This window comes from Pseudidiomarina gelatinasegens (assembly GCF_004025325.1).
GTDB lineage: Bacteria > Pseudomonadota > Gammaproteobacteria > Enterobacterales > Alteromonadaceae > Pseudidiomarina > Pseudidiomarina gelatinasegens.
In genome coordinates this window covers 86,232-106,394 of sequence record NZ_RSFE01000007.1, presented here as the reverse complement: position 1 = coordinate 106,394, position 20,163 = coordinate 86,232, and the positions used below count along the sequence as shown (strand labels likewise).

The 20,163-nt window shown below is 48.3% G+C and carries 14 protein-coding genes; 7 read left to right on the top strand and 7 right to left on the bottom strand.

Translation table 11 applies throughout. The annotated features are described in order from the left end of the window. Positions 1 to 61 precede the first annotated feature (61 nt). From EGC76_RS09795 to EGC76_RS09785, 3 genes are read left to right on the top strand one after another with little or no spacing between them, the layout of a single operon-like run. A complete protein-coding gene (locus EGC76_RS09795) occupies positions 62 to 1,549 on the top strand; it encodes a SulP family inorganic anion transporter (RefSeq protein ID WP_128352818.1) in 1,488 nt (495 codons plus the stop codon). An 11-nt stretch (positions 1,550 to 1,560) separates the two neighbouring features. After that, positions 1,561 to 2,421, top strand: coding sequence for a universal stress protein (locus EGC76_RS09790; protein ID WP_128352817.1), 861 nt, complete (start codon positions 1,561 to 1,563; stop codon positions 2,419 to 2,421). Positions 2,422 to 2,447: 26 nt separating this feature from the next. Beyond that, positions 2,448 to 2,909 (top strand): methylated-DNA--[protein]-cysteine S-methyltransferase, encoded by a 462-nt coding sequence (locus EGC76_RS09785; RefSeq protein WP_246013955.1) that lies wholly within the window; start codon positions 2,448 to 2,450, stop codon positions 2,907 to 2,909. A gap of 2 nt (positions 2,910 to 2,911) precedes the next feature. On the opposite strand, the gene EGC76_RS09780 is transcribed toward EGC76_RS09785, so the two are convergent. Then, complete coding sequence (locus EGC76_RS09780; protein ID WP_164876829.1) at positions 2,912 to 3,406, bottom strand: WYL domain-containing protein; 495 nt, start codon at positions 3,404 to 3,406, stop codon at positions 2,912 to 2,914. A 219-nt stretch (positions 3,407 to 3,625) separates the two neighbouring features. Here EGC76_RS09780 and EGC76_RS09775 point away from each other — a divergent pair, with 219 nt between their 5' ends. The 3 genes from EGC76_RS09775 (at position 3,626) to EGC76_RS09765 (ending at position 5,914) form a co-directional block, all read left to right on the top strand. After that, on the top strand, positions 3,626 to 3,895 hold the full coding sequence (locus EGC76_RS09775; protein WP_128352815.1) for a hypothetical protein: 270 nt from the start codon (positions 3,626 to 3,628) through the stop codon (positions 3,893 to 3,895). A gap of 107 nt (positions 3,896 to 4,002) precedes the next feature. Beyond that, a complete protein-coding gene (locus EGC76_RS09770) occupies positions 4,003 to 4,884 on the top strand; it encodes a DUF3667 domain-containing protein (protein WP_128352814.1) in 882 nt (293 codons plus the stop codon). Positions 4,885 to 5,014: 130 nt separating this feature from the next. Further along, positions 5,015 to 5,914 (top strand): MaoC/PaaZ C-terminal domain-containing protein, encoded by a 900-nt coding sequence (locus EGC76_RS09765; protein WP_128352813.1) that lies wholly within the window; start codon positions 5,015 to 5,017, stop codon positions 5,912 to 5,914. On the opposite strand, the gene EGC76_RS09760 is transcribed toward EGC76_RS09765, so the two are convergent. The 6 genes from EGC76_RS09760 to recC form a co-directional block, all read right to left on the bottom strand. Then, positions 5,915 to 7,195 (bottom strand): NAD(P)/FAD-dependent oxidoreductase, encoded by a 1,281-nt coding sequence (locus tag EGC76_RS09760; protein ID WP_128352812.1) that lies wholly within the window; start codon positions 7,193 to 7,195, stop codon positions 5,915 to 5,917. Between the two features lie 156 nt (positions 7,196 to 7,351). After that, complete coding sequence (locus EGC76_RS09755) at positions 7,352 to 9,880, bottom strand: acylase (RefSeq protein ID WP_128352811.1); 2,529 nt, start codon at positions 9,878 to 9,880, stop codon at positions 7,352 to 7,354. 98 nt (positions 9,881 to 9,978) lie between these two features. Then, complete coding sequence (arfB, locus tag EGC76_RS09750; protein WP_128352810.1) at positions 9,979 to 10,395, bottom strand: alternative ribosome rescue aminoacyl-tRNA hydrolase ArfB; 417 nt, start codon at positions 10,393 to 10,395, stop codon at positions 9,979 to 9,981. Beyond that, positions 10,388 to 12,322: an exodeoxyribonuclease V subunit alpha gene (gene recD, locus EGC76_RS09745; RefSeq protein ID WP_128352809.1), complete on the bottom strand. Its 1,935-nt coding sequence runs from the start codon at positions 12,320 to 12,322 to the stop codon at positions 10,388 to 10,390. The genes arfB and recD overlap by 8 nt, the downstream gene beginning before the upstream one ends. Continuing rightward, positions 12,319 to 15,942, bottom strand: a complete 3,624-nt coding sequence (gene recB, locus EGC76_RS09740) for an exodeoxyribonuclease V subunit beta (protein WP_128352808.1) — start codon at positions 15,940 to 15,942, stop codon at positions 12,319 to 12,321. Before recB ends, recD begins: the two co-directional genes overlap by 4 nt. Beyond that, positions 15,939 to 19,403, bottom strand: a complete 3,465-nt coding sequence (gene recC / locus EGC76_RS09735; protein ID WP_128352807.1) for an exodeoxyribonuclease V subunit gamma — start codon at positions 19,401 to 19,403, stop codon at positions 15,939 to 15,941. Before recC ends, recB begins: the two co-directional genes overlap by 4 nt. Before the next feature lie 165 nt (positions 19,404 to 19,568). Here recC and EGC76_RS09730 point away from each other — a divergent pair, with 165 nt between their 5' ends. Then, on the top strand, positions 19,569 to 20,096 hold the full coding sequence (locus tag EGC76_RS09730; protein WP_128352806.1) for a protein tyrosine phosphatase family protein: 528 nt from the start codon (positions 19,569 to 19,571) through the stop codon (positions 20,094 to 20,096). Positions 20,097 to 20,163 lie beyond the last annotated feature (67 nt).

The following is a 20,163-nucleotide window of genomic DNA, read 5'->3' as shown; positions in this document are numbered from 1 at the left end:
GTCTATAGTTTTGTTTTACTCTATAAACAAAATCGATCCCAAGCAAAGAAGTGAATACTACATGCTAAAGTCTGTACACCAAAATTGGTTTTCGAACCTTCGTGGTGACGTGCTGGCAGGACTTGTTGTGGCCTTGGCCCTCATACCTGAAGCTATCGCCTTTTCAATTATCGCTGGCGTTGATCCTAAAATCGGCCTTTATGCCTCTTTTTGTATCGCTATTATAATTGCCTTTGTGGGTGGACGCCCAGGCATGATCAGCGCAGCAACAGGAGCCATGGCACTGTTAATGGTCACCTTGGTAAAAGACCATGGGTTAGAGTATTTGCTCGCTGCCACCTTGCTTACGGGTGTGCTGCAGATTGTTATGGGCGTGCTAAGGCTCGGCTCATTAATGCGCTTTGTGTCGCGCTCTGTTGTAACCGGCTTTGTTAATGCTCTCGCCATTTTGATATTTATGGCACAGCTACCAGAACTAACCAATGTAACTTGGCATGTTTACGCGATGACAGCAGCAGGCTTAGGTATTATTTATCTATTCCCTTACGTGCCGGTAATTGGCCGCTTGGTACCTTCACCGCTGATTTGCATCATTGCGCTCACCATTGTGGCTGTCATGCTGAACCTTGATATTCGCACCGTCGGTGATATGGGTGACCTACCAGATACGCTACCGGTATTTTTATGGCCAGAAGTACCCTTAACGTTCGAGACCTTAGCAATTATCTTCCCGTACTCAGCTGCTTTAGCAGTGGTTGGTTTGCTTGAATCACTCATGACAGCCACCATTGTTGACGACTTAACTGACACCACCAGCGACAAGAACCGCGAATGCCGCGGACAAGGCATTGCCAATATCGGTGCTGGCTTGATGGGTGGTATGGCTGGCTGTGCCATGATTGGGCAGTCCGTGATCAACATCAAGTCAGGCGGGCGCACACGCCTATCGACGTTGCTTGCCGGTGTGTTTTTATTGGTCATGATTCTAGTACTTGACGAGTGGCTAAAAATCATCCCGATGGCAGCTCTCGTTGCCGTGATGATCATGGTCTCTATTGGTACGTTCAGCTGGGATTCGATTCGCAATCTGAAGAAACACCCACTCTCAACCAATATCGTGATGGTCACTACCGTCGTGGTCGTTGTTGCGACACACAACCTGGCACTCGGGGTTGGTGTTGGTGTGCTGTTAGCGGCGATGTTCTTTGCCAACAAGATCGGCCACTTTATGGTGATTCAGTCACGCATTAATAATGAAGGTTCTGAGCGAACTTACGAAGTTATTGGCCAAGTATTTTTCAGTTCGGCAGACAAGTTCATTGATTCGTTCGACTTCAAAGAGGCCCTTGATCATGTCATCATCGACCTTCACAAAGCCCACTTTTGGGATATTACGGCGGTTGCAGCGCTTGATAAGGTTGTCATTAAATTCCGTCGCGAAGGTGCTGAAGTCGAAGTGCGCGGGCTCAATGAAGCCAGCGCCACTATTGTTGATCGATTTGGTGTACACGATAAACCGGACGCCGCCGACAACATTATGGGCCACTAAGGAGAACAAAAATGACAAACGTAGTCGCCTGTATTGATGGCTCAAAAGCAACTGCAGCGGTATGTGATTATGCCGCGTGGGCGAGCTTGCAGCTGCAAGCGCCGCTCACCTTGCTGCATGTGCTTGATCAAGGCCGTTATCCAGTCAATACCGATATGACAGGTAATATCGGCCTTGGTAGTCGCGAAATGCTACTTGATGAGCTCGCTGAACTCGATGCGCAGCGTAACAAACTGGCCTTGCAACAAGGGCACCATATGCTTGAAGCGGCTCAAAATCGCGTGCGTAGCAATGGTGCAGAACAAGTTACCCTGCGCCAGCGCCACGGCGACTTGGCGGATACCCTGACCGGTATGGAAGCCGACACACGGCTATTTGTATTAGGTATCCACGGTGAAGACACAAGCGAGCCAGATAGTGGTAAGAACCATATTGGTAGCCATTTAGAAACTGTACTTCGCAGTGTGCACCGCCCGGTTTTACTCACGCCTGAAAATTACAGCCAACCTAAAAGTGTATTGCTTGCTTATGATGGCAGTGAAACAACACGTAAAGGCGTGGATATGGTTGCGCAAAGCCCGCTGTTCCGCGGCTTACCCATTCATGTTGTTATGGTGGATGCTGATACTGCAGCCAATCAAGAACAACTAAAGTGGGCGAAAGAAAAGCTTGAGCAACATGGTCATGAAGTTCATGTTGCCTTGTTGGCTGGCGATGTCGAACCGACTTTACATAGCTATCAACGTGAGCATAAGCTCGATGTGTTGGTTATGGGGGCTTACGGCCACTCAAGAATTCGCCAATTCTTAGTTGGCAGTACCACCACCAACATGCTAAATAATAGTGACAGCCCACTGCTTATTTTACGGTAACTCTGGTGGTAACTATGGTGGTAACTATGTCAGAAACCATGTTTCAAGATTATTTAGATAGTCCCCTTGGCATTGTCACGGTCACAAGCCGTGACGGTGTCAGCATTTGTGATATTTCATTTGCACAGCCGCAGCAATATCCGTCCTGCGCCGTAACAAAAACCGCGCAGCAGCAACTTACCGAATACTTCTCGGGCCAGCGCAATCACTTCGACTTGCCATTAAATGCTCAAGGGACGCTATTTCAACAGCGAGTCTGGCGGCAATTGCAGACTGTCGCGTACGGCAATACCGCAAGTTACGCCGATATTGCGCGCGCAATTGATAACCCGAAAGGCGTGCGTGCGGTTGGCATGGCAAACAGCCGAAATCCTATCGCGATTGTGGTACCTTGCCACCGCGTTATTGGTGCCAATGGGACGCTGACAGGATATGCCGGAGGCTTGGATAAGAAAGAATGGCTATTACGCCACGAAAGAGCTCTCTGAAATTAATTCCTGCCGTTATAGCTTGCATGCATTCGCTCTACATGCGTTTCAATTTCGTCGCGTAAGGCGGGGGGCTCAAGAACCTCTGCATGCTCACCACAACTCAGTATCCACGCAACCAAATCATTACTGATAGGCATATCTACTGTTAAGTAAAAGTGGGACCCATTATGGTCAATTTTTTGATCCGGATGCAGTGGGTTGTTGGCGATCAGATTGGATAACTTCGCCGCGCATTTTAATTTCACTTTAGCAACGGCGCCGTTGCGCGTGTGTTGTGCCAAATTTAAAAACGGCAATTGCGGCGCGCCCTGCGCAATACTCCAGCCATACGGCTTCGAGCGTTCATCCGTGGTTAGCGGAAACACTTCAGATAACTCGTTCAGGTTACGTTGAATGGTGCGAACACTAATTTCGACACCCTTTTCAGACAAACGTTGTTGCAATGTCTTCGCATCAATTTTATGGGGTTGCCTGGGTACGTGCTGCAACATCATAAGGTATCGTAAAACACTCTGCACTGACATGCTCCTTGTCATTGGCGTCAGGGCCATAGCTTAACCCTAAGTTGCGACATATCATGTCGCAGCATTTCATTTTTGTAAAATTACAGCAAAATAACACTATGCTACATTGTATATTGTCGGCACTAGAGCTTTACTTAAACCAACCCGCTCGTCAAACTACTGCCCCAAACTACCTATTAGGAGGTCGTTATGATTCGATTCTTATTGGCTATGGTATTAGCTCTAAGCACAGTAAGTATCGCTGTGGCACAAGATCAAAATGCAAAGAAAGGTCAGGAAACTGCTGAAGAAGCCAAAGACAAGGCTGAAGAAAAACAAGATCAACGTGAAGCTTTACGCGCCAAAATGAAGGCAGAGAAGGAAGCTTTACAAAAAGAACGTAATGAACAAAGTGATAAATTAAAAGAAAAGCCAAAGAAGAAGAAAAAGGATAACGGTGACAACGGCGACAATTATTAATCGCTGTTCGCTCACACAATCGTAAAAAATGCCGACATTTATTGTCGGCATTTTTTTTAAACTCCGCTAAACTTAGTCGTTAATTCATTATCTTATGAAGAGAATATATGAGCGATAAAGCTTGGCAAAACCAGAATTGCTTAAATTGCGACGCCCCTCTGGAAGGTGAGTTTTGCCACCACTGTGGGCAGCATCACCGTGTTTACATACGAAGTATTTTTGCTGTTCTTGGTGATCTCATGGGCGAAATCGGTCATTGGGATTCACGCTTTTATCGCACCTTGCGCGGTCTCTTCCTTAAACCTGGTTTTCTAACACTTGAATTTATGCGCGGCCGTCATGCATCTTATGTGCCACCGTTACGCTTATATTTCTTCATTTCGTTATTCGCATTCGTTGTGTTCTCAAGCTTTATTCAAATAGGTTTTTCCCCAGAGGCAATGTCAGCCAACGACCCAACGAATCAAATAAAAATTGAGGACATGCAAGCTGATCTTCCCTTTCTGGACGCGGAACAACAGAGCGCACTGAAAGAACGCATCAAATACTTGACCGCCAACCCAGATGTTTTTGCGCAGCGCTTGACGCAACTTGCTCCTCAAATGATGCTGTTAATGCTGCCGTTTTGGGCGTTATTTCTTAAGTTGCTGTATATTTATCGTTCGCATTATTACCTTGAGCATTTAACGCTTGCGCTGCATACACATGCCTTCATCTTACTGTCGCTGCTTGGCATAACGCTAATCACGGAATTATTCGACTATCTGGCTTTAATCAGCGGCCTCCAGTGGCTCAGTGATTTTGGCAGTTGGCTTGATATTGGTCTATTTCTGTGGATATTTGTTTACCTATTATTAACGCAAAAAAACTTTTATCAGCAGTCGTGGCCAGTCACAATTCTGAACTTTGTTTTATGCATGCTGGCGTATCTGGTTCTACTACTGACAGCGTTTGTCGGCACCATACTTTACAGCCTATTAACAGCATAAAACCGTTGTGTGGTATGTTCTGTTTAATCATCGCATAGTTATATAATAGCCATCATTTTATGGTATACATAAACACGTAATTGACGATGTACAGTCGACATCGATGCGTTGATTTAAGGATGAAGTTCTAATGCACGTCGAACAACCGGTTAATTTACCGAACCTTCCGGGTATGTTGTTTCGCTCACTGTTTACAGTTGCGCGGAATGAACAAGAACCCGCCGATGCGAATGTTCTGGACGCAGAGTTCAGCGCACCTGCGTTTACGCCTGATCAATTAAAACGGTATCACGAGGCCTTTGGCGGCTTTGTGAGTGAAGTGCCTATCACGCTTATTTATTGCTTGGCACAACGCGTGCACCTAGCACAAATGCTTGGTGAGCACTTCCCATGGCCAGCACCAGGGTTAGTGCATGTCAGCAACCGAGTTGAACGTCATCAACCCATTGCTGCCGATATTGATTTTATTCTAAAAGCTTCAATCAAAATTCCTGCCCGTGGCCCAAAAGTATCAGCGCGTCGTTTACGCCCTTTATTTACCGTTGAGTTTTGGCAAGATGACGAACGGGTTGCAACTTGTGTCAGCGAATATCAAGTTATGCCCAAACAGCCTGAGGGGCCTCGTAAACCGCGCGAACAAAAAATTGCTGAAGCACCTGGAAGCGAATGGTTGCGAGTTAACTCGTGGCACATTGAAGCAAAAATTGCACGCGACTACGCGCGGCTTTCCGGTGATTTTAATCCCATCCATTTACACCCGTTACTGTCACGTTGGTTTGGCTTTGATCAGCCGATCATTCACGGAATGTACATGTCAGCGCGCGCACAAGCGGAAATTGAACGTGCCGCAGGCAGACCGATTGATCGAATTGACGTCAACTTTAAGCGCCCAGTGCCTTTGCCAGCCAAAATAGTACTGTGGCAAAAACCTGAAACTGGCGAAGGGACAAGCGGTGGTAACTATCAAATTTGCGGTGCTGAAGACCACCTCCAACGTTTAGAAGGCAGCTTCAGCTTCGCCAACGACTGATCATTTCTTAGATTTCAGTCGCTCAACACCCATAAAGCGCAGTGAAACGCGTTCATAGACCGGCTCAGATGTACCGCGTCGTATTTTGTACATAAAGTATTTCTCAAAAGCTACTTTTGCCCAGTGTACCCAGCGCCCGCTACCTGTCCAATTACGATTTCGTGGCGGGTTTTGCGGTACAGCCAAGAATGCTGCACCGGTATTGCCCATGTCAGCTAAGCATAAGGCGCTCAACGTTGGCTCGACAAAGTCAGTACCCCCGGCTTCATGCACCTCAATATTACTTACGATAGCGGTTGTCATCGACTCGATCATGAGGCCTGTTTTAGGCGCGCCAACGGGCACCGGTGTTGCTTCTATTGGCGGAATGGCCACGCACACGCCCGCTGCAAATATATTAGGATACTTCGGCGAGCGCTGGTGTTTGTCGGTAATCACAAAACCCTTCGGATTACAGAGCTCTGGTACAGCAGCCACCGCCGGTGAGCCTTTGAACGGCGGTAAAAACATTGAATGCACGTAGTCAAGCTGATGCTGCTTAGCCACCTCACCCTGTTCATTCATCTCATCAAAATGACAATGACCCTCGGCAAGTTTTGTCACTTTTGCGTTGCAAATCCATTTAATACCGTGCTCACGGAATTTGTGTTCCATTAAACCTTTCGAGTCGCCAACGCCCCCCAGCCCCATGTGCCCTATATAGGGTTCAGGCGTTACGAAAGTAATCGGTACCTGATCACGAATTTTGCGTTTTCGTAGTTCGTACTCAAGTGTTAATACATATTCGTAAGCAGGACCAAAACAACTTGCACCCGGCAACGCGCCAATGACAACAGGCCCAGGCGCTTCACACAGCTTTAAGAAGTCCTGATGTGACGTTACCGCGTGATCGACGGTACAAATGGACTGTGAACCACCAGCTTCGGGCCCAGCACCTTCAACGGCAGCAAAATCAAGCTTCGGTCCAGTACACAAAACTAAATAGTCATAATCGTGTTGACTGCCATCATTCAAGGTTAAGCGGTTTTCGGCGGCATGAATTTCTTTAACGCCCGCTGGAGAAAATTCAATATTTCGCTTACTAAAGAAGTCGCCAATTGGCATCACCACATCGTCGCGCTTACGCGTACCCAATGCGACCCATGGATTAGAAGGAACAAAATTGAACTCGGCACCTTCACCAACAACTGTGATTTGTGCCTGTTTGGGAAGTTTCTCGCGCAACTCAAAAGCCACCGAAACACCACCAAGACCAGCACCAACAACGATTACGCGAGCCATTTTAAACTCCTAGCTTTGCTTAATTATTGTGCAATAACTATGAGCTGATATGGGTATTTCGTCAATTGCTAAATTAAATTTTTTTACATTTGACTGTAAACAAAAAAAGGCGGCCGGCAATTAAATCGCGGGCCGCCTTCGCTGCAGAGGTGCTGTTTATCTTAAACTTGTACCACTCAAGTTTAGTGTGCTAGTTGCATTCGCTTCAATATCTTCATTAGTGAAGTGAAGCGGGCGCAACTGTGGTTCTGCTGAGTACAGCATGGTTTGATCAAGGGTATGATCAGAGAGCACATTGCCGCTCTGTGAGTACGTTAACAAACCTTCAGCCTGTGGGCCTTCGTCGGTAAATTCCATAGCGAACATCCAACTCGAACCATAAGTGATGTGGTAACCACCTGCTTCGGCACTCAAGTCACTGCCAGGTAATAATGGATAACGATGACGCGGCAATAGCGTACCATCGTTGCCCATATTGCTGCGGAATACGTTGAAACCACCTTCTATATTGTGTGCACCGGCCCACGGTAACTTAACACCTGATGCTGTTCCGGTCGGGTTGCTACGCTCAACAAACTGCACACTTCCTAGCGTTGCGGCAGGATCAAGGCCCGCATCGACAATGCGCTGCTGTGCTGTTGCCAGTTGCTGCAATACCGTATTGTTTGCTGCCAACGTATTTGGGGTTGTTGTTGGCAACTCTGGGTCATAAGCAACTTGCCATTGTGGCGCGCGATTGAATTCAAATGCGAACTCACGGAACATCATGGCACCCTGGCTGGCACGGTTCATACGCCCATCCCACAACGCTAAAGCATCACAAGCTGGGGTAATCACGACCTGACTTGAATCTGGCATATCAACTGGTGTTGCGCCCTGACTTTCACACAAGGCTAACAGGTCAGTCAGCACAGCTTCACCTAAGAAAGTACGATTGCCAATTAGGCGGTCAACCAAGTCTGCGCGGTTGAAACGGCCATCGACAGAGCCACCTTCAGCGAGCATCTTTTGACCCAAGCGCGAACGCAATGACTGCTGATTGCCAACCGGCCCCCACAATGGCGAAAGACCGTCGATAGGTGCTGCTGGGTTGGTTAACCAAAAGCTATCATTTGAATTCTGAACAAAATCGGTACGTTCAAGCTGTGGCGCCTGTTCGAAAGGCACGGTGCCTTGCGGAATAAACGCACTGTCGTCGCCAGGGAAAATGAATAAGTCAGCTTGCTGGGTAAGCGCTTGGTATAACGGGTCTTCTGCCCATTGCGCGAGTGCTTCCGGCAAAATGTTCGGCACCGATGAGCCATCGGTAAAGAACGCGTTGCCATCAGCATCAACGGCCATCGCATTGTTAAAGACCGTACCCGTGAAATCCACGAAAGTCTGTTTATAGGCGGCAATATCTTCCGCCATATTCATACCTAGCCAATGATCGAATAAGTCATAGTTCGGTAAGTTAGCATCATGCAATGCAAATGCTACATCGGTGCCTGTTTGATCCGTGCCCCAAGGCAATGCATTTGGAATCACAATCACTGGACCAAATTCACTGTAGTAACTGGTTTTACGCATGGTCACAAAAGAATCAGGGCCGGTTGCAACACGAATATCATGTGTTTTAGTTGTCATGGGTACACTTTCACCGTCCAACATGTAGCTCGTACCTGTTTCATCTTCAGGGTCAAGCGTGAGGCGATGAATGGTAAAGCGCGAAGCCGTCGAGAATGTGTGTGTCCACGCAACATTTTCATTAAAGCCAATGTTGATGATACCTGGCATACCTGAGAGTGAGCCACCAACCACTTTTAAGTGGCCTGGCACTTCAATACCAAACTGCCAAAAACGTTGGTTGCCCGTGTGAGGAAAATGCGGATTGGCTATCAACATGCCTTTATCTGTCGCACTCAAGTCGCTACCAATTGCCCATCCGTTGGAGCCTGCTTCGGTTGGGTTTGTATCAGGAATGCCAACAGTTGAAGCATCAAAGTTTAATGCCAACGGCTCGCCCGATTCTGAGGTCACGAAGGTTTGGTTGTTCGGTACACCCAAAAACAGTGGCCCGGTAAAGTTTGCTGCACCTGGCAACAAAGCAACGCCCTGTGCGTAGGTCATTACATCAAGTGGGGTAATTTCTTGAACCCATGGTTGCCCCGCACAAGCTGGGTCCATATCTGCGGTTGCGGTTTCGTTGATATACTTGTTATAGCCCGCAGCATAACCGGTTAGAAGTGCTTGAGCGTTCTCACTAATTTGTTCAAAACCCGCTTCCGCGTTCGCACGAATACCTAAGGTTAAAAAGCCGAAGTCGGTTAATAGGTTTTCTGAATCACCAGAGCCCGGCACTGCATCTGGGCCAAAGTATAAGGCGCGTTGAGAATTGAACTTAACAACTTGGTCCGCCAGAATGCAAAGGTTGTCTGTTGCAAATGCGAAGCCAACGCCAAACCCTAAACTTTCCATATTGTCTGCTTTCACATACGGCACACCATAATCCGTATAGGTGATATCGGCGCTGAGCTCACCACTTGGCGCAAAAGTTGCTAAGCCGGTTGGTGGTGGTGGCGTGGTCGGCTCGCCACTGTCTGGAGGCGTATCGCTTGAGCTGCTGCCGCACGCAGCAAGCACCAACACACTGCTAGACAACATCAACGATGTCAGCAAGTTACGTTTGAATAAATTATTTTTCATGAGCTTACCTACTTGTTGTTCGTATTTTTATGCTTTGTTGCAAACATGTAAATCAACAGCAGTATGGCCCGAACTGATCGGAGCTTCAAGCTCAAAAATTAATCAACTTTTCCTCTCATCGCTTTGATTGAACTGCGCTTTTTCTTCGAATCAACCCGCCGTTGCTTGGCTGCTTTGGAGGGCTTGGTTGGAATTCTCTTTTTTCGTGTTGCGCCGACACTCTTAACTAATGCGACGAACTGCGCCAAAGCCGACTCGCGATTACTTAATTGGCTTCGTGATTCTTGGCACTTGATAATAATTTTCCCACTTTGGGTTACCCGATGGTCACGCAGCATTAGCAGACGCTCTTTATAAAGCTCAGGTAGTGACGATGCGCGAATATCAAAAATTAGCTGAGCGGCCGTCGAAACTTTATTCACGTTTTGCCCGCCCGCGCCGGATGATCGAATAAATTGCCATTCAACTTCCCGTTCGGGGATAGTCACACGTTGGGAAATCACAATATCAACCATGAGCAAGTCCGCCGCTACGTTGGATGCGTCGTTTTATTGCTTTTATCACTAATTGCGGTTGCGCACTCACCAACGTAAAGCGCTCTTTTGCACGCGTGATACCTGTGTACAACAGCTCTTTGGTTAAAATGGGCACATCGTGCTCTGGCATGATCATAACCGTATGGGTGAACTCCGATCCTTGCGACTTGTGTATGGTCATTGCATAAGCCGTGTCCACCTGCGTCAATCGACTTGGCAGTATCCAGCGAATAGCACCATCGGCAGTCTGAAATGCAACCCGCAACGGGTCATTTGCACGCCTCTGGAGCACCATACCAATGTCACCGTTGCGCAAGTCCATACTATAGTCATTATGCGTCACCATAACGGGTCTTCCAACGAACCAGCCATGCTCAGTAACTTTATCGCCGTACAGCCAATAAGCGACGCGCTGATTAAACTGGTGCATGCCCCAATCACCATCACGTATCGCGGTTAGCAACTGAAATTGTGCCAACTGATTTAATACCGCAACCGCCCACTTGTCCAATTGTTGGTCGTCGTCACTGTCAGGTCTTGCCTCAATTAAAGCTTTCAATGGCGCATACCCTGCTTCTACCAAGTGCTTGATTGATGCATGACCTGGCAGTTGGGTTTGTACCACTTGTATATTATCAAATTCCGGTTGCGCGGCGGCAATCGCTTGGCTATTGCGTAACCACCCAGCCAGCCAATCGGTATCCTGAACGTTAACATCATGCGCCAACTTTCCAATGCCTTTATTAGGGTCAAATCGACGGCTTTCATGAAACATGGTGGTGTGTTGGAGGTAAGGCCAGAGTTCGCCACTGGAATCAATCTTGTCATCCGGTATCGAGTAATTCGATGTGGCATTTAGCCAACTCGCTAAGGCCGGCGTGTAGTGTCCGTACTCGGCTTGGTCGCACAACTGCCCCAAAATTGCACCAGCTTCTACTGAAGCGAGCTGATCTTTGTCACCAAGTAAAATAAGCCGAGCGTGAGCGGGCAAAGCAGCAACAACAGCTGCCATCATCTCGATATCAACCATGGATGCTTCATCGATTATTAACACATCGGTGTGTAAAGGGTTATTGCTGTTGTGCCGAAATCCACGCGAATTGGGTAAGGTACCCAGTAAACGGTGCAAAGTTACCGCTTCGGTTGAAATATCTTTACTCAGGTCACTACCCGGGGGTAATGACCCAAGCTCTTCGCCAATGGATTCGCTCATTCGCGCGGCAGCTTTTCCCGTCGGCGCGGCAAGCCGTATACGCAACGGTTCAGCTTGCTCACGAAGTTGTTGTAATGTGGCCAATAGACGCACGACCGTATAGGTTTTCCCCGTACCTGGGCCCCCAGTGACAATCGTAAACAAGCTACGCATCGCCATTGCACAGGCATTACGCTGCCAACTTAGTTCGCTCTGGGTGCCAAACAATGCATCTAACACCTGTTTCAGTGCTGCTGTATCAACGTTCTGTTGCGTACTCATACGTTGTGTTAAATCGGTTTTAATGCGCTGCTCGTAGGTATAATAACGGCGTAAATATAGTCGCGTTCCATCCAACACCAAGGGGCTGTTAGGTGTATTTACGGCAGCGCTTTGGCTCAGCAACTGCTGACATTGTTCTAATGAGGTTAAACCGGAAATACCCGCTAATAATTGGGCTGGCTTTTGACATTGCTCAAGACTCTCCGGCTGTGCATGATCTGGTGGGAGCGCCAAAGTCGCGTTAGCGTCCCGATACAATTGGGTAAGATCAAGGCACGGGTGCCCCAGCCCCAGTTGATAGCTAACCAAACCCGCCATGAGTGCGACGGCTTCATTGCCCTTACCAAGTTGGCGTTGCAGTTGTTCTGCCAAACTCACATCAATAGCTCGAATCCATTGGTGTTGGTACCACAGCTGAAGCTCACGAATCATACCATTGCCCCCTGTGCTACAAACCAATCAGCCAATTGTTCGATAAGTTGGCGTGGTGGCCGATCATAAAATGCACCGGCATTGGGTGCCTCTATACCGCGCAAGAATAAATACACAGCACCGCCCACATGAGTGTCATAGTCATACGCTGAACCTAAGCGAGACTGTAATAACTTGTGCAGTGCCACCAAATAAATTACATACTGCAAATCATAACGGCTGCTGAGTATTTTATCGCGCATGGCGGCGTGCGTGTAAGCAGCTAAATCAGCACCTAAGTAGTTCGACTTATAGTCTGCAACGTAATAGCGACCGTTATGTTCAAAAACAAGATCAATAAATCCCTTGAGCATTCCGTTGAGTTGCATCGGTAACACTTTGGGCCGATCAAACTCAGGCAACACGTATTGCCGAACAAGCAGGTCAAGCTGCTGGGCATCAATCTTATGGGCTGGAAACCAAAATTCCGGCTCGGCATGGTAATTCTTCAGGTCAGCCAAACAAATGTTGTCGTCAGCAACTGGCAGCGGCGTTGTTAACATCGACTGCAGCCAACCCGTTAACACCGCTTGATGCGGCTCCCATGGTGCAAGTTGCGCGCGTTCATGCACAAAGGCTTCGGCTAATGCGGGTTGCTTCGCAAGCGCTACAAAACCTTCCTCGGCGGCATCTTCTAACAGATTGTGCAAATAGGTACCGGCTTCAGCGCCTTTCGGAAAGCTATGAATGGTATTTTGCAACGGCGCAACTTGCGGTTGCGGTGTTGTGTCACGTTGTTCTTCAAGCGCATTTTCGCTGTCAGCATCATCAGCAGCGACCCAGTCACCATATTTCAGCGCGCTATAGCTTGCTACCCACCAAGGTTCAAACCTATGTTCTGCTGGCATTGTGCAGTATTGAATAGCCACGGCACCCTGCGATTCTGGGCAATATTTTGTGACTGCCACGTCGTCTGCTACAACAGCAACCGAGCAGCTATCTGGTGGCGTCCACTGGACCAAATCAAGCTGGTTGCCAGCGCTCAATAAATAATTTAACGCAGTATCTGCTAAAGTTTTAAAGGGCGCTAAGCCAATAAAGGTGGCGAATTGAGCCCGCGTTACCGCCACATATAACTTTCGAATATCTTCTTCAAGGCGTTCTTGGTCAAGTTTTGCTGCTACTGCATCATCACCTTTATCCAATGCAACTTTAATGCTGCCGTCCGCGTCATGATAAACCGCTGGGTACTTGACCCGTTTGTCCAACGTTTTGGTGCAGGCAATAAACGGCAAAAATACCAGCGGGTACTGCAGCCCTTTTGACTTGTGGATGGTGATCACTTGCACCAATTGACTATCACTTTCGAGTCGAACTTGCTGTTCCTTTGCATCGGTACTGCTGTTTCCCTCACGCGCCAGCTCAATATGCTCGGCCAGATAGCGCAACAGCCCCGCCATTCCTTCACTTACAGCGGCATGCTGCTGTAATAATTCTGCCATATGCAACAAGTCGGTTAGTTGCCTTTCGCCGTCTACGACACGCAACAAGCGTGCTGGCACATCATAGTCGTGTAACATGCGTTGAATCATTGCTAACACACCGCGCTGTTGCCAGCGATGGTGGTAATCGAGCACTTGCTCAGCAAAACCATCCCATTTCAATTCGTCATTCAAGACAGAATCAATGTCATGCAATGATAACCCCAGTAATCGGCTCACCAGCGCAGCACGCAACAAGCTTGGGTCACGTGGCTGTGCGCATGCTTGCAAAATACGAAGTAACTCAACCGCCTGTGAACTGGCAAATACAGAATCACGATCGGATAAATACACACTTTGGACTTCCCGCGCGCGCAGAGCCGCACGAATCATTTTGGCTTCGGTACCGCTATTCACCAATATCGCAATGTCGCTTGGTTGAATTCGCGTTAGTTCACCATTGTGTTCAAAGCCGGCATTCGGATTGTTCAGTAGCTGCGCAATTTGCTCAGCTTGATGCTCAGCCAAAATGGAATTTAGCGAATAATTATCAACTTTCTTATCCGTAATGTAGCAATCAAACTGCATGGCAGATGGCACGTCACCATTGACACTGAAACGGCTTTTTAAACCATTTGCTTCAACAGGTATAAAAGGCAGTGGGTCGTTCCCCGTGTCTAAATCTCGAAAATAGAATGCTCCGCGAGGCGTGTCTTTCGCCTGTAAAAACAAGTTATTACTGGCGGCTACCATTGACGCTGTCGAACGGTAATTGGTGCCTAGCGTATAGTGGCGGCCCGTGGTTGCTAAACGCGCTTTTAAATACGTATGAATGTCTGCATTACGAAAGGAGTAAATCGCCTGTTTCGGGTCACCAATTAAAAATATACCGGTATCGGGATAGGTGCTTTCAATGTTGTACACCTTGTCAAAAATTGCATACTGCACGGGGTCCGTGTCTTGAAATTCATCCACCATCGCAATCGGGAATTGGCTTCGAACAGTGTCAGCTAAGGCATCCCCAAACTCACCATGCAGGGCAAAACGCAAACGCGTCAACATATCATCAAAGCCCATTTCGCCGCGTTGCTGTTGAATAAAAGCGAAACGTTGTTGCATCCACTTTGCGGCGTGTTGCAGTAAACCTGCGCGCGGCTTGGGTAACCCATCAACGGCGCTTTTTAAGGCAGCGAGCTTATCCCATAATGGGTGCGCGGGCAGATCGGTCTTTAATGAATTGTGCTGCAGATCGTCAGCCGTTAGTTTCTGCCAGCCCGAAACGGGATCTAAAGGCGGCAATAAATCCGCATCTGGTGAAGAAATCGTGACCGCCCAATCCCGTATCTGAGCAAACCATTTCTGCACAGAATCTGCCCGCAATTTATTACCGTTAACCAGTTTTTGCGTCCGCAATTCTTGCAGCATATGTTCACATTCATCGGCCCATTGAGCCCAAGGGTACTGATAAAATTGCTCACGCACCTGTTGCTCAGCGCCAAGCTGTTGGTGCAACAGTTCAGTCGGCGCTGGCAACGTCGCTGACTGCCCTTGATTCAAAATTGAACGTACTGCTTGAAATAGTCGTTGGGGATCACTGAACTCTGTGGTTATTAACCGATAATGAGGTAATTCGTGATCAGCTAATGGGCTCACATAAGTTCGCCAATAATCTTCACTGACGAGCTCCCACAACGCTTGGGTGTCGGTATTTAACTGTTGTGTAAATAAGCTGCCACTCGCAAACGCGTGTTCACGTAGCATGCGGTTACACCAACCATGAATAGTATGCACCGCGGCTTCGTCCATTGCTTGTGCAGCCAAATCCAGAACGCGACCATGTTGCGCATGCTCAGCGACGGGAAATTCAGCTTTCAACTGGCACAAAAATTCATCGCTTGCGTCAATGTCACCGCGGAAGAAAGCCGCCGCTTCACTTAAGTTCGCGCGGATACGATTGCGCAGTTCTTCAGTTGCGGCGTCGGTAAACGTCACCACCAAAATTTCGTCAGGGGTGTAACAACGGCTGGTTCCGTGCCCTAACACCAAACGTAAATACAAAGCGGCAATGGTATAGGTTTTACCGGTACCGGCGCTGGCCTCAATTAAACGGCTGTCGTACAGCGGAAACGTAAGTGGTTGCAGGGAATTAATTGTTGTCATTGAGTCGCCTCGTTACCCACTGAGTTCGACAACAGTGCTTGCATCATTGGCTGATACAGCGCTTGCGCCAACTCATTGAAGCGTTCACTTTGTGTTAAACACTGATAGCTAGGGAAATACCGCGCGGTATACACCGCACGTAGTATCTGCGCGGTATGATTCTGTGTGCTTTCTTCATAGAACGTTTGCGCTTTGGGGTGAACAGCATTTACCTGCTCAAAGTCGAAGGATGTTGACCAGTCTTTATGGTTTTCCTTGATGCCGGCGAAAGCGGTTTCAAGCTCCATAGGTAATGGCTCTTGCAACCCAATAGCAACATAGTGCATGAGTTTATCCAAAAGATACTGAGCGTCCGCTTTTGGCATTGCGGCAAAAGCTATCACGCCCTCGCGCCCCAAAATTTTACTGTGGGTGGCGTGGTGGCTATTTAGTAATAAATGTTCAACCCAAATTTGCACGGCATATTTAGGCCGAGGTTTATAGCTTTTAACTTTATTATCCACTACCACAGACGGCGTAACATGCAGCCAAAGCCAGTCACCTGTTGCGCCTTGCTGTAGGTTCGAAAACGTTGCTTCTACCATCAGCCCAGATTCGAAATTCCGCTGAATTTGCACACTATCCACGGCTTCAGGATAGTCTGTGAATAGCTCTTCCGCACGCTCCAACAAACCGGTCGTGTCGTCATAAAGCGCTTGCTTCATGGCAACGCCAGCGGCCCCCGGAGGTATTTCACCAGCACGCTGAAAACGCTCTAACATCGCTACTATGGTCGCAGCGGCAGCACCTACGTCATGACCCGCGCGCAACCTTTGTATTGCCTGCTCTAGGGTTGGCTGCAGTAGCTGCCAACGCTCGAGGTTATCAAGTGCGAATCGTTCTTCATCACGCAAGTTCATGGTTCGATCACTGAGGTAGGTGTTGAAGCGCACTTGAGTAAATAATTTTGCTGGCTCCTTCATAAAATCGGCCAGTTGCTTCACCGTCAGCGCACGCGAAGGCATCCATAGCGGCAGCGCGGCACCACTCTCGGGCGTTTCCGCACCCTGATGATGCACTAAATGCCATTCATCCGCATAGGTAAACAACCCTTGAGATGTCGGTTTTGCAGCCGAAAAATAGGCATTGTTAAACGGTTGCAAGCGGTGCTCTAACACCCATGGTTTACCATTGCGGCGCGCGCCATAGGTATGTTGAATATGCTCCAGCAATTGACTCACCAAAACCGACGGTGGCTTTTCGCTGTTATCGCGAATATTGCGACCTTGCCAACTGATATAAAGGCAATCTTGCGCTGACAGGATAGCTTCTAAAAATAAATAGCGGTCATCTTCTCTGCGGGAACGATCGCCGGGCCGATAGTCGTGCGCCATCAAGTCAAAATCAAAGGGCTTTTGCGTACGCGGGTAATCACCGTCATTCATTCCCAATAAACAAACACACTTGAATGGAATCGCACGCATTGGCATCAACGTTGCGAAATTAACGCTACCCGCCAAAAACCGTTGATTCAGTGTTGGTTCATCCACGCTGCTCAGCCAGCTTTCTAGCACTACAGCTAATGAAATTGGGGTATCAAGATGAGCACTTTGCGTTGCTTCCAACCACTGCTGCAGGCGCTGCTGCAAGCGATTCATTAATACCACGTCGGCATCGATTTCAGGAGCAAACAGCCGGGATAAAAGTGTGTTCAGATACGTGGCCCATTGCTGTGGTGTATACGCTTGGCTTGCATGTTCAAAATGATCAGTTAACACTTGCACAAATTGCTGCAGAGCACCGACAATATCGGCGTCTAGCCCGCCGACATCGACTAACGGCTCAATCTCTTGCCAGGCTGAATCTAACGACTCCACGTCCCCAGTTGCGTACCCGAGCACCATGCGCTGCAGGCCAAAAAGCCAGGTGTTGGGGTGAGTTTCTGGTAACTGCAAGTGACGCCGGTGGTGCTCATCAAGTGCCCAGCGCACACCCGCCGCATCAATCCAATGTTGCAGTGTTGCCAATTGGGAAGGTTGCATAGCAAAGCGGTTTTGAATCGCGTTCACTTGTAATAGATCAAAAACTTCGCTCGCATTGGCGCGCTGTTGCCCTATCGTGAGAACGTATTCCAATGCAATTAACATCGGGTGCTGATGGCGCGCACCTTGGTCAGCCAAGCTATAGGGAATGTATCTTGGGTCACTGCGTTCTACCCGACCGAACACGGCTTCGATGTGCGGCGCATAACGATCGATATCTGGCACCATAACCATCACATCGCGCGGCTTTAAGTCGGGATTTTGCGCAAACTGCGCTAACAACTGATCATGCAACACTTCCACTTCACGTTGTGGACTATGCGCACTATGGAACTGCAACGCTTCATCGTTCAGTTGAATATCTGCCCACTGTTGCTTGGCATCTGCCGTTGCATTGAGCTGTAAGATATCAAAACGTAATGCTTCAAGCACAGTGGGCTCTGGCGGTAGCTCTTGCTCGAACATATCCAGCTTTAAGGTTGGAAATTCGCCGCGTAGCTGTTCGGTTTCATCAAACTGATCAAGTAACCGAATATAGTCGCGCCCCTGTTTCCCCCATGATGCCAATAATGGATGACTGTTTGCATGTAAATCAGCCGGACTAAGCTCGGCCTGATGGCGACTCCGGCGCCGCGACTTCATGTGCTGCTGGTAGATATCCCGACCATCAATAATATCCGCCCAATAATATTGGCAAGGGTTATGCACACAGAGCACCACCTGCGTAAAACGACTCAGTGCCTGCAGAACTTCTAAAGTTTGTTTGGGTAAGCTTGAAATACCGAATACAACCACCCGTTGTGGAATCTTTGAGGGTCGAGTCGCAACAGTCACTTGCTGGCATTGGTCAACGAATTGCTCATGCAAGTAAGCACGGTTGTTCCAACGAGAGTCGCCAACATCCGCCAACAAATAGCGCCATAACAATGGCTGCCACTGCTGCGTATCCGGGGCTGTGCTGAAATCGCCTTCGGCCCAAGCACTTAACCAATCGGCTCGATATATTTGATACTGATCGTACAAATCTGCAAGCCGTTCGCTTAACTGAAAACATTTACGTTGGTCGGTATCATCGGCCATGTAGCGCCGTAATGGCTCAAATTCCGGTTCGTTGAGATGTGCGGGTAATACACGCAAAATACGCCAGGTTAGTCGGTCTTTGTCGAACGGCGAGTGGCGCGGTAAATCATCGCCCAGCACTGCGCGGTATGCTTGCCATTGAAAACGTGCTGGCAAGGTGACATCAACCATTGCCGCAATTCCCAACCCAGCGGCAAGATGTTGTTTTAACCACTGCGCAATGCCATTGGACTGCACTAAATTGGTCTCAGTCGCCAGCGGCGCCAGCGGATACTGTTTGCTAATCGACACCACAAGGTCGGTTAAGTCCTGTAACCGATGGCTGTGGGCAACTATGAATCCTGGGGTAAGCGCGCTCATGACTGTTCCTCTGCATGTCTAGTTCTCATCCTAACGAAATACCGCGGCTTAAACCAGCGGATTACACCAATCTGGGGCGCTGTATAGTGATATTGTGAACTGTTCAATTTTATCTATAGTAACAAGCACATTCATTGCATTAGAAAACCAAACAAGGAGTTATCCATGCGCGCGTTATCACACTCATTTTTAATTGTATTTACGGCACTTGCACTCACTGCCTGCGATGCGGAACCAACTGTTAATCGTATTCCCATGGATGTTGCTGATGTACCCAATATCCACCATCCAACAGCACAACATTTTACTTCAGGTAAGCCCGCTAAAAGCGATCTGGTAAAACTCAAAGAGCAGGGCGTTACTGCTGTGATTAATTTACTTACAGATGCGGATATGGGTAACGATGATGAAGCCATCTGGGCACAAGAACTCAACCTGGATTATTATCGTGTTCCTGTCGCTGGTGGTGCTGACTTAACCCGCGACAATGTTGCCGAATTTGATCGTCTGTTAGCACTTACCGCGAACGAAACCGTACTCTTGCATTGTTCTAGCAGCAATCGCGTTGGCGCCATGATGGCATTGCGCGCTGCATGGCACCACAACGCCAACACCGAAGATGCGCTCGCAATTGGCCGAGAGTACGGTTTAAAAGACTTACAAACACACGTGGAAAAGCTGCTCAACGAATAAAGTTATGCTAAAATTCGTGCGCAATTTTTGACCTCGGATTTGCGATCCGATTCGCCAAAAGAAGGAA

Coding starts and splice junctions, on each gene's coding strand:
- EGC76_RS09795 (WP_128352818.1), top strand. CDS start 62: ATGCTAAAGTCTGTACACCAAAATTGGTTTTCGAACCTTCGTGGTGAC.
- EGC76_RS09790 (WP_128352817.1), top strand. CDS start 1,561: ATGACAAACGTAGTCGCCTGTATTGATGGCTCAAAAGCAACTGCAGCG.
- EGC76_RS09785 (WP_246013955.1), top strand. CDS start 2,448: ATGTCAGAAACCATGTTTCAAGATTATTTAGATAGTCCCCTTGGCATT.
- EGC76_RS09780 (WP_164876829.1), bottom strand. CDS start 3,406: ATGATGTTGCAGCACGTACCCAGGCAACCCCATAAAATTGATGCGAAG.
- EGC76_RS09775 (WP_128352815.1), top strand. CDS start 3,626: ATGATTCGATTCTTATTGGCTATGGTATTAGCTCTAAGCACAGTAAGT.
- EGC76_RS09770 (WP_128352814.1), top strand. CDS start 4,003: ATGAGCGATAAAGCTTGGCAAAACCAGAATTGCTTAAATTGCGACGCC.
- EGC76_RS09765 (WP_128352813.1), top strand. CDS start 5,015: ATGCACGTCGAACAACCGGTTAATTTACCGAACCTTCCGGGTATGTTG.
- EGC76_RS09760 (WP_128352812.1), bottom strand. CDS start 7,195: ATGGCTCGCGTAATCGTTGTTGGTGCTGGTCTTGGTGGTGTTTCGGTG.
- EGC76_RS09755 (WP_128352811.1), bottom strand. CDS start 9,880: ATGAAAAATAATTTATTCAAACGTAACTTGCTGACATCGTTGATGTTG.
- arfB (WP_128352810.1), bottom strand. CDS start 10,395: ATGGTTGATATTGTGATTTCCCAACGTGTGACTATCCCCGAACGGGAA.
- recD (WP_128352809.1), bottom strand. CDS start 12,322: ATGATTCGTGAGCTTCAGCTGTGGTACCAACACCAATGGATTCGAGCT.
- recB (WP_128352808.1), bottom strand. CDS start 15,942: ATGACAACAATTAATTCCCTGCAACCACTTACGTTTCCGCTGTACGAC.
- recC (WP_128352807.1), bottom strand. CDS start 19,403: ATGAGCGCGCTTACCCCAGGATTCATAGTTGCCCACAGCCATCGGTTA.
- EGC76_RS09730 (WP_128352806.1), top strand. CDS start 19,569: ATGCGCGCGTTATCACACTCATTTTTAATTGTATTTACGGCACTTGCA.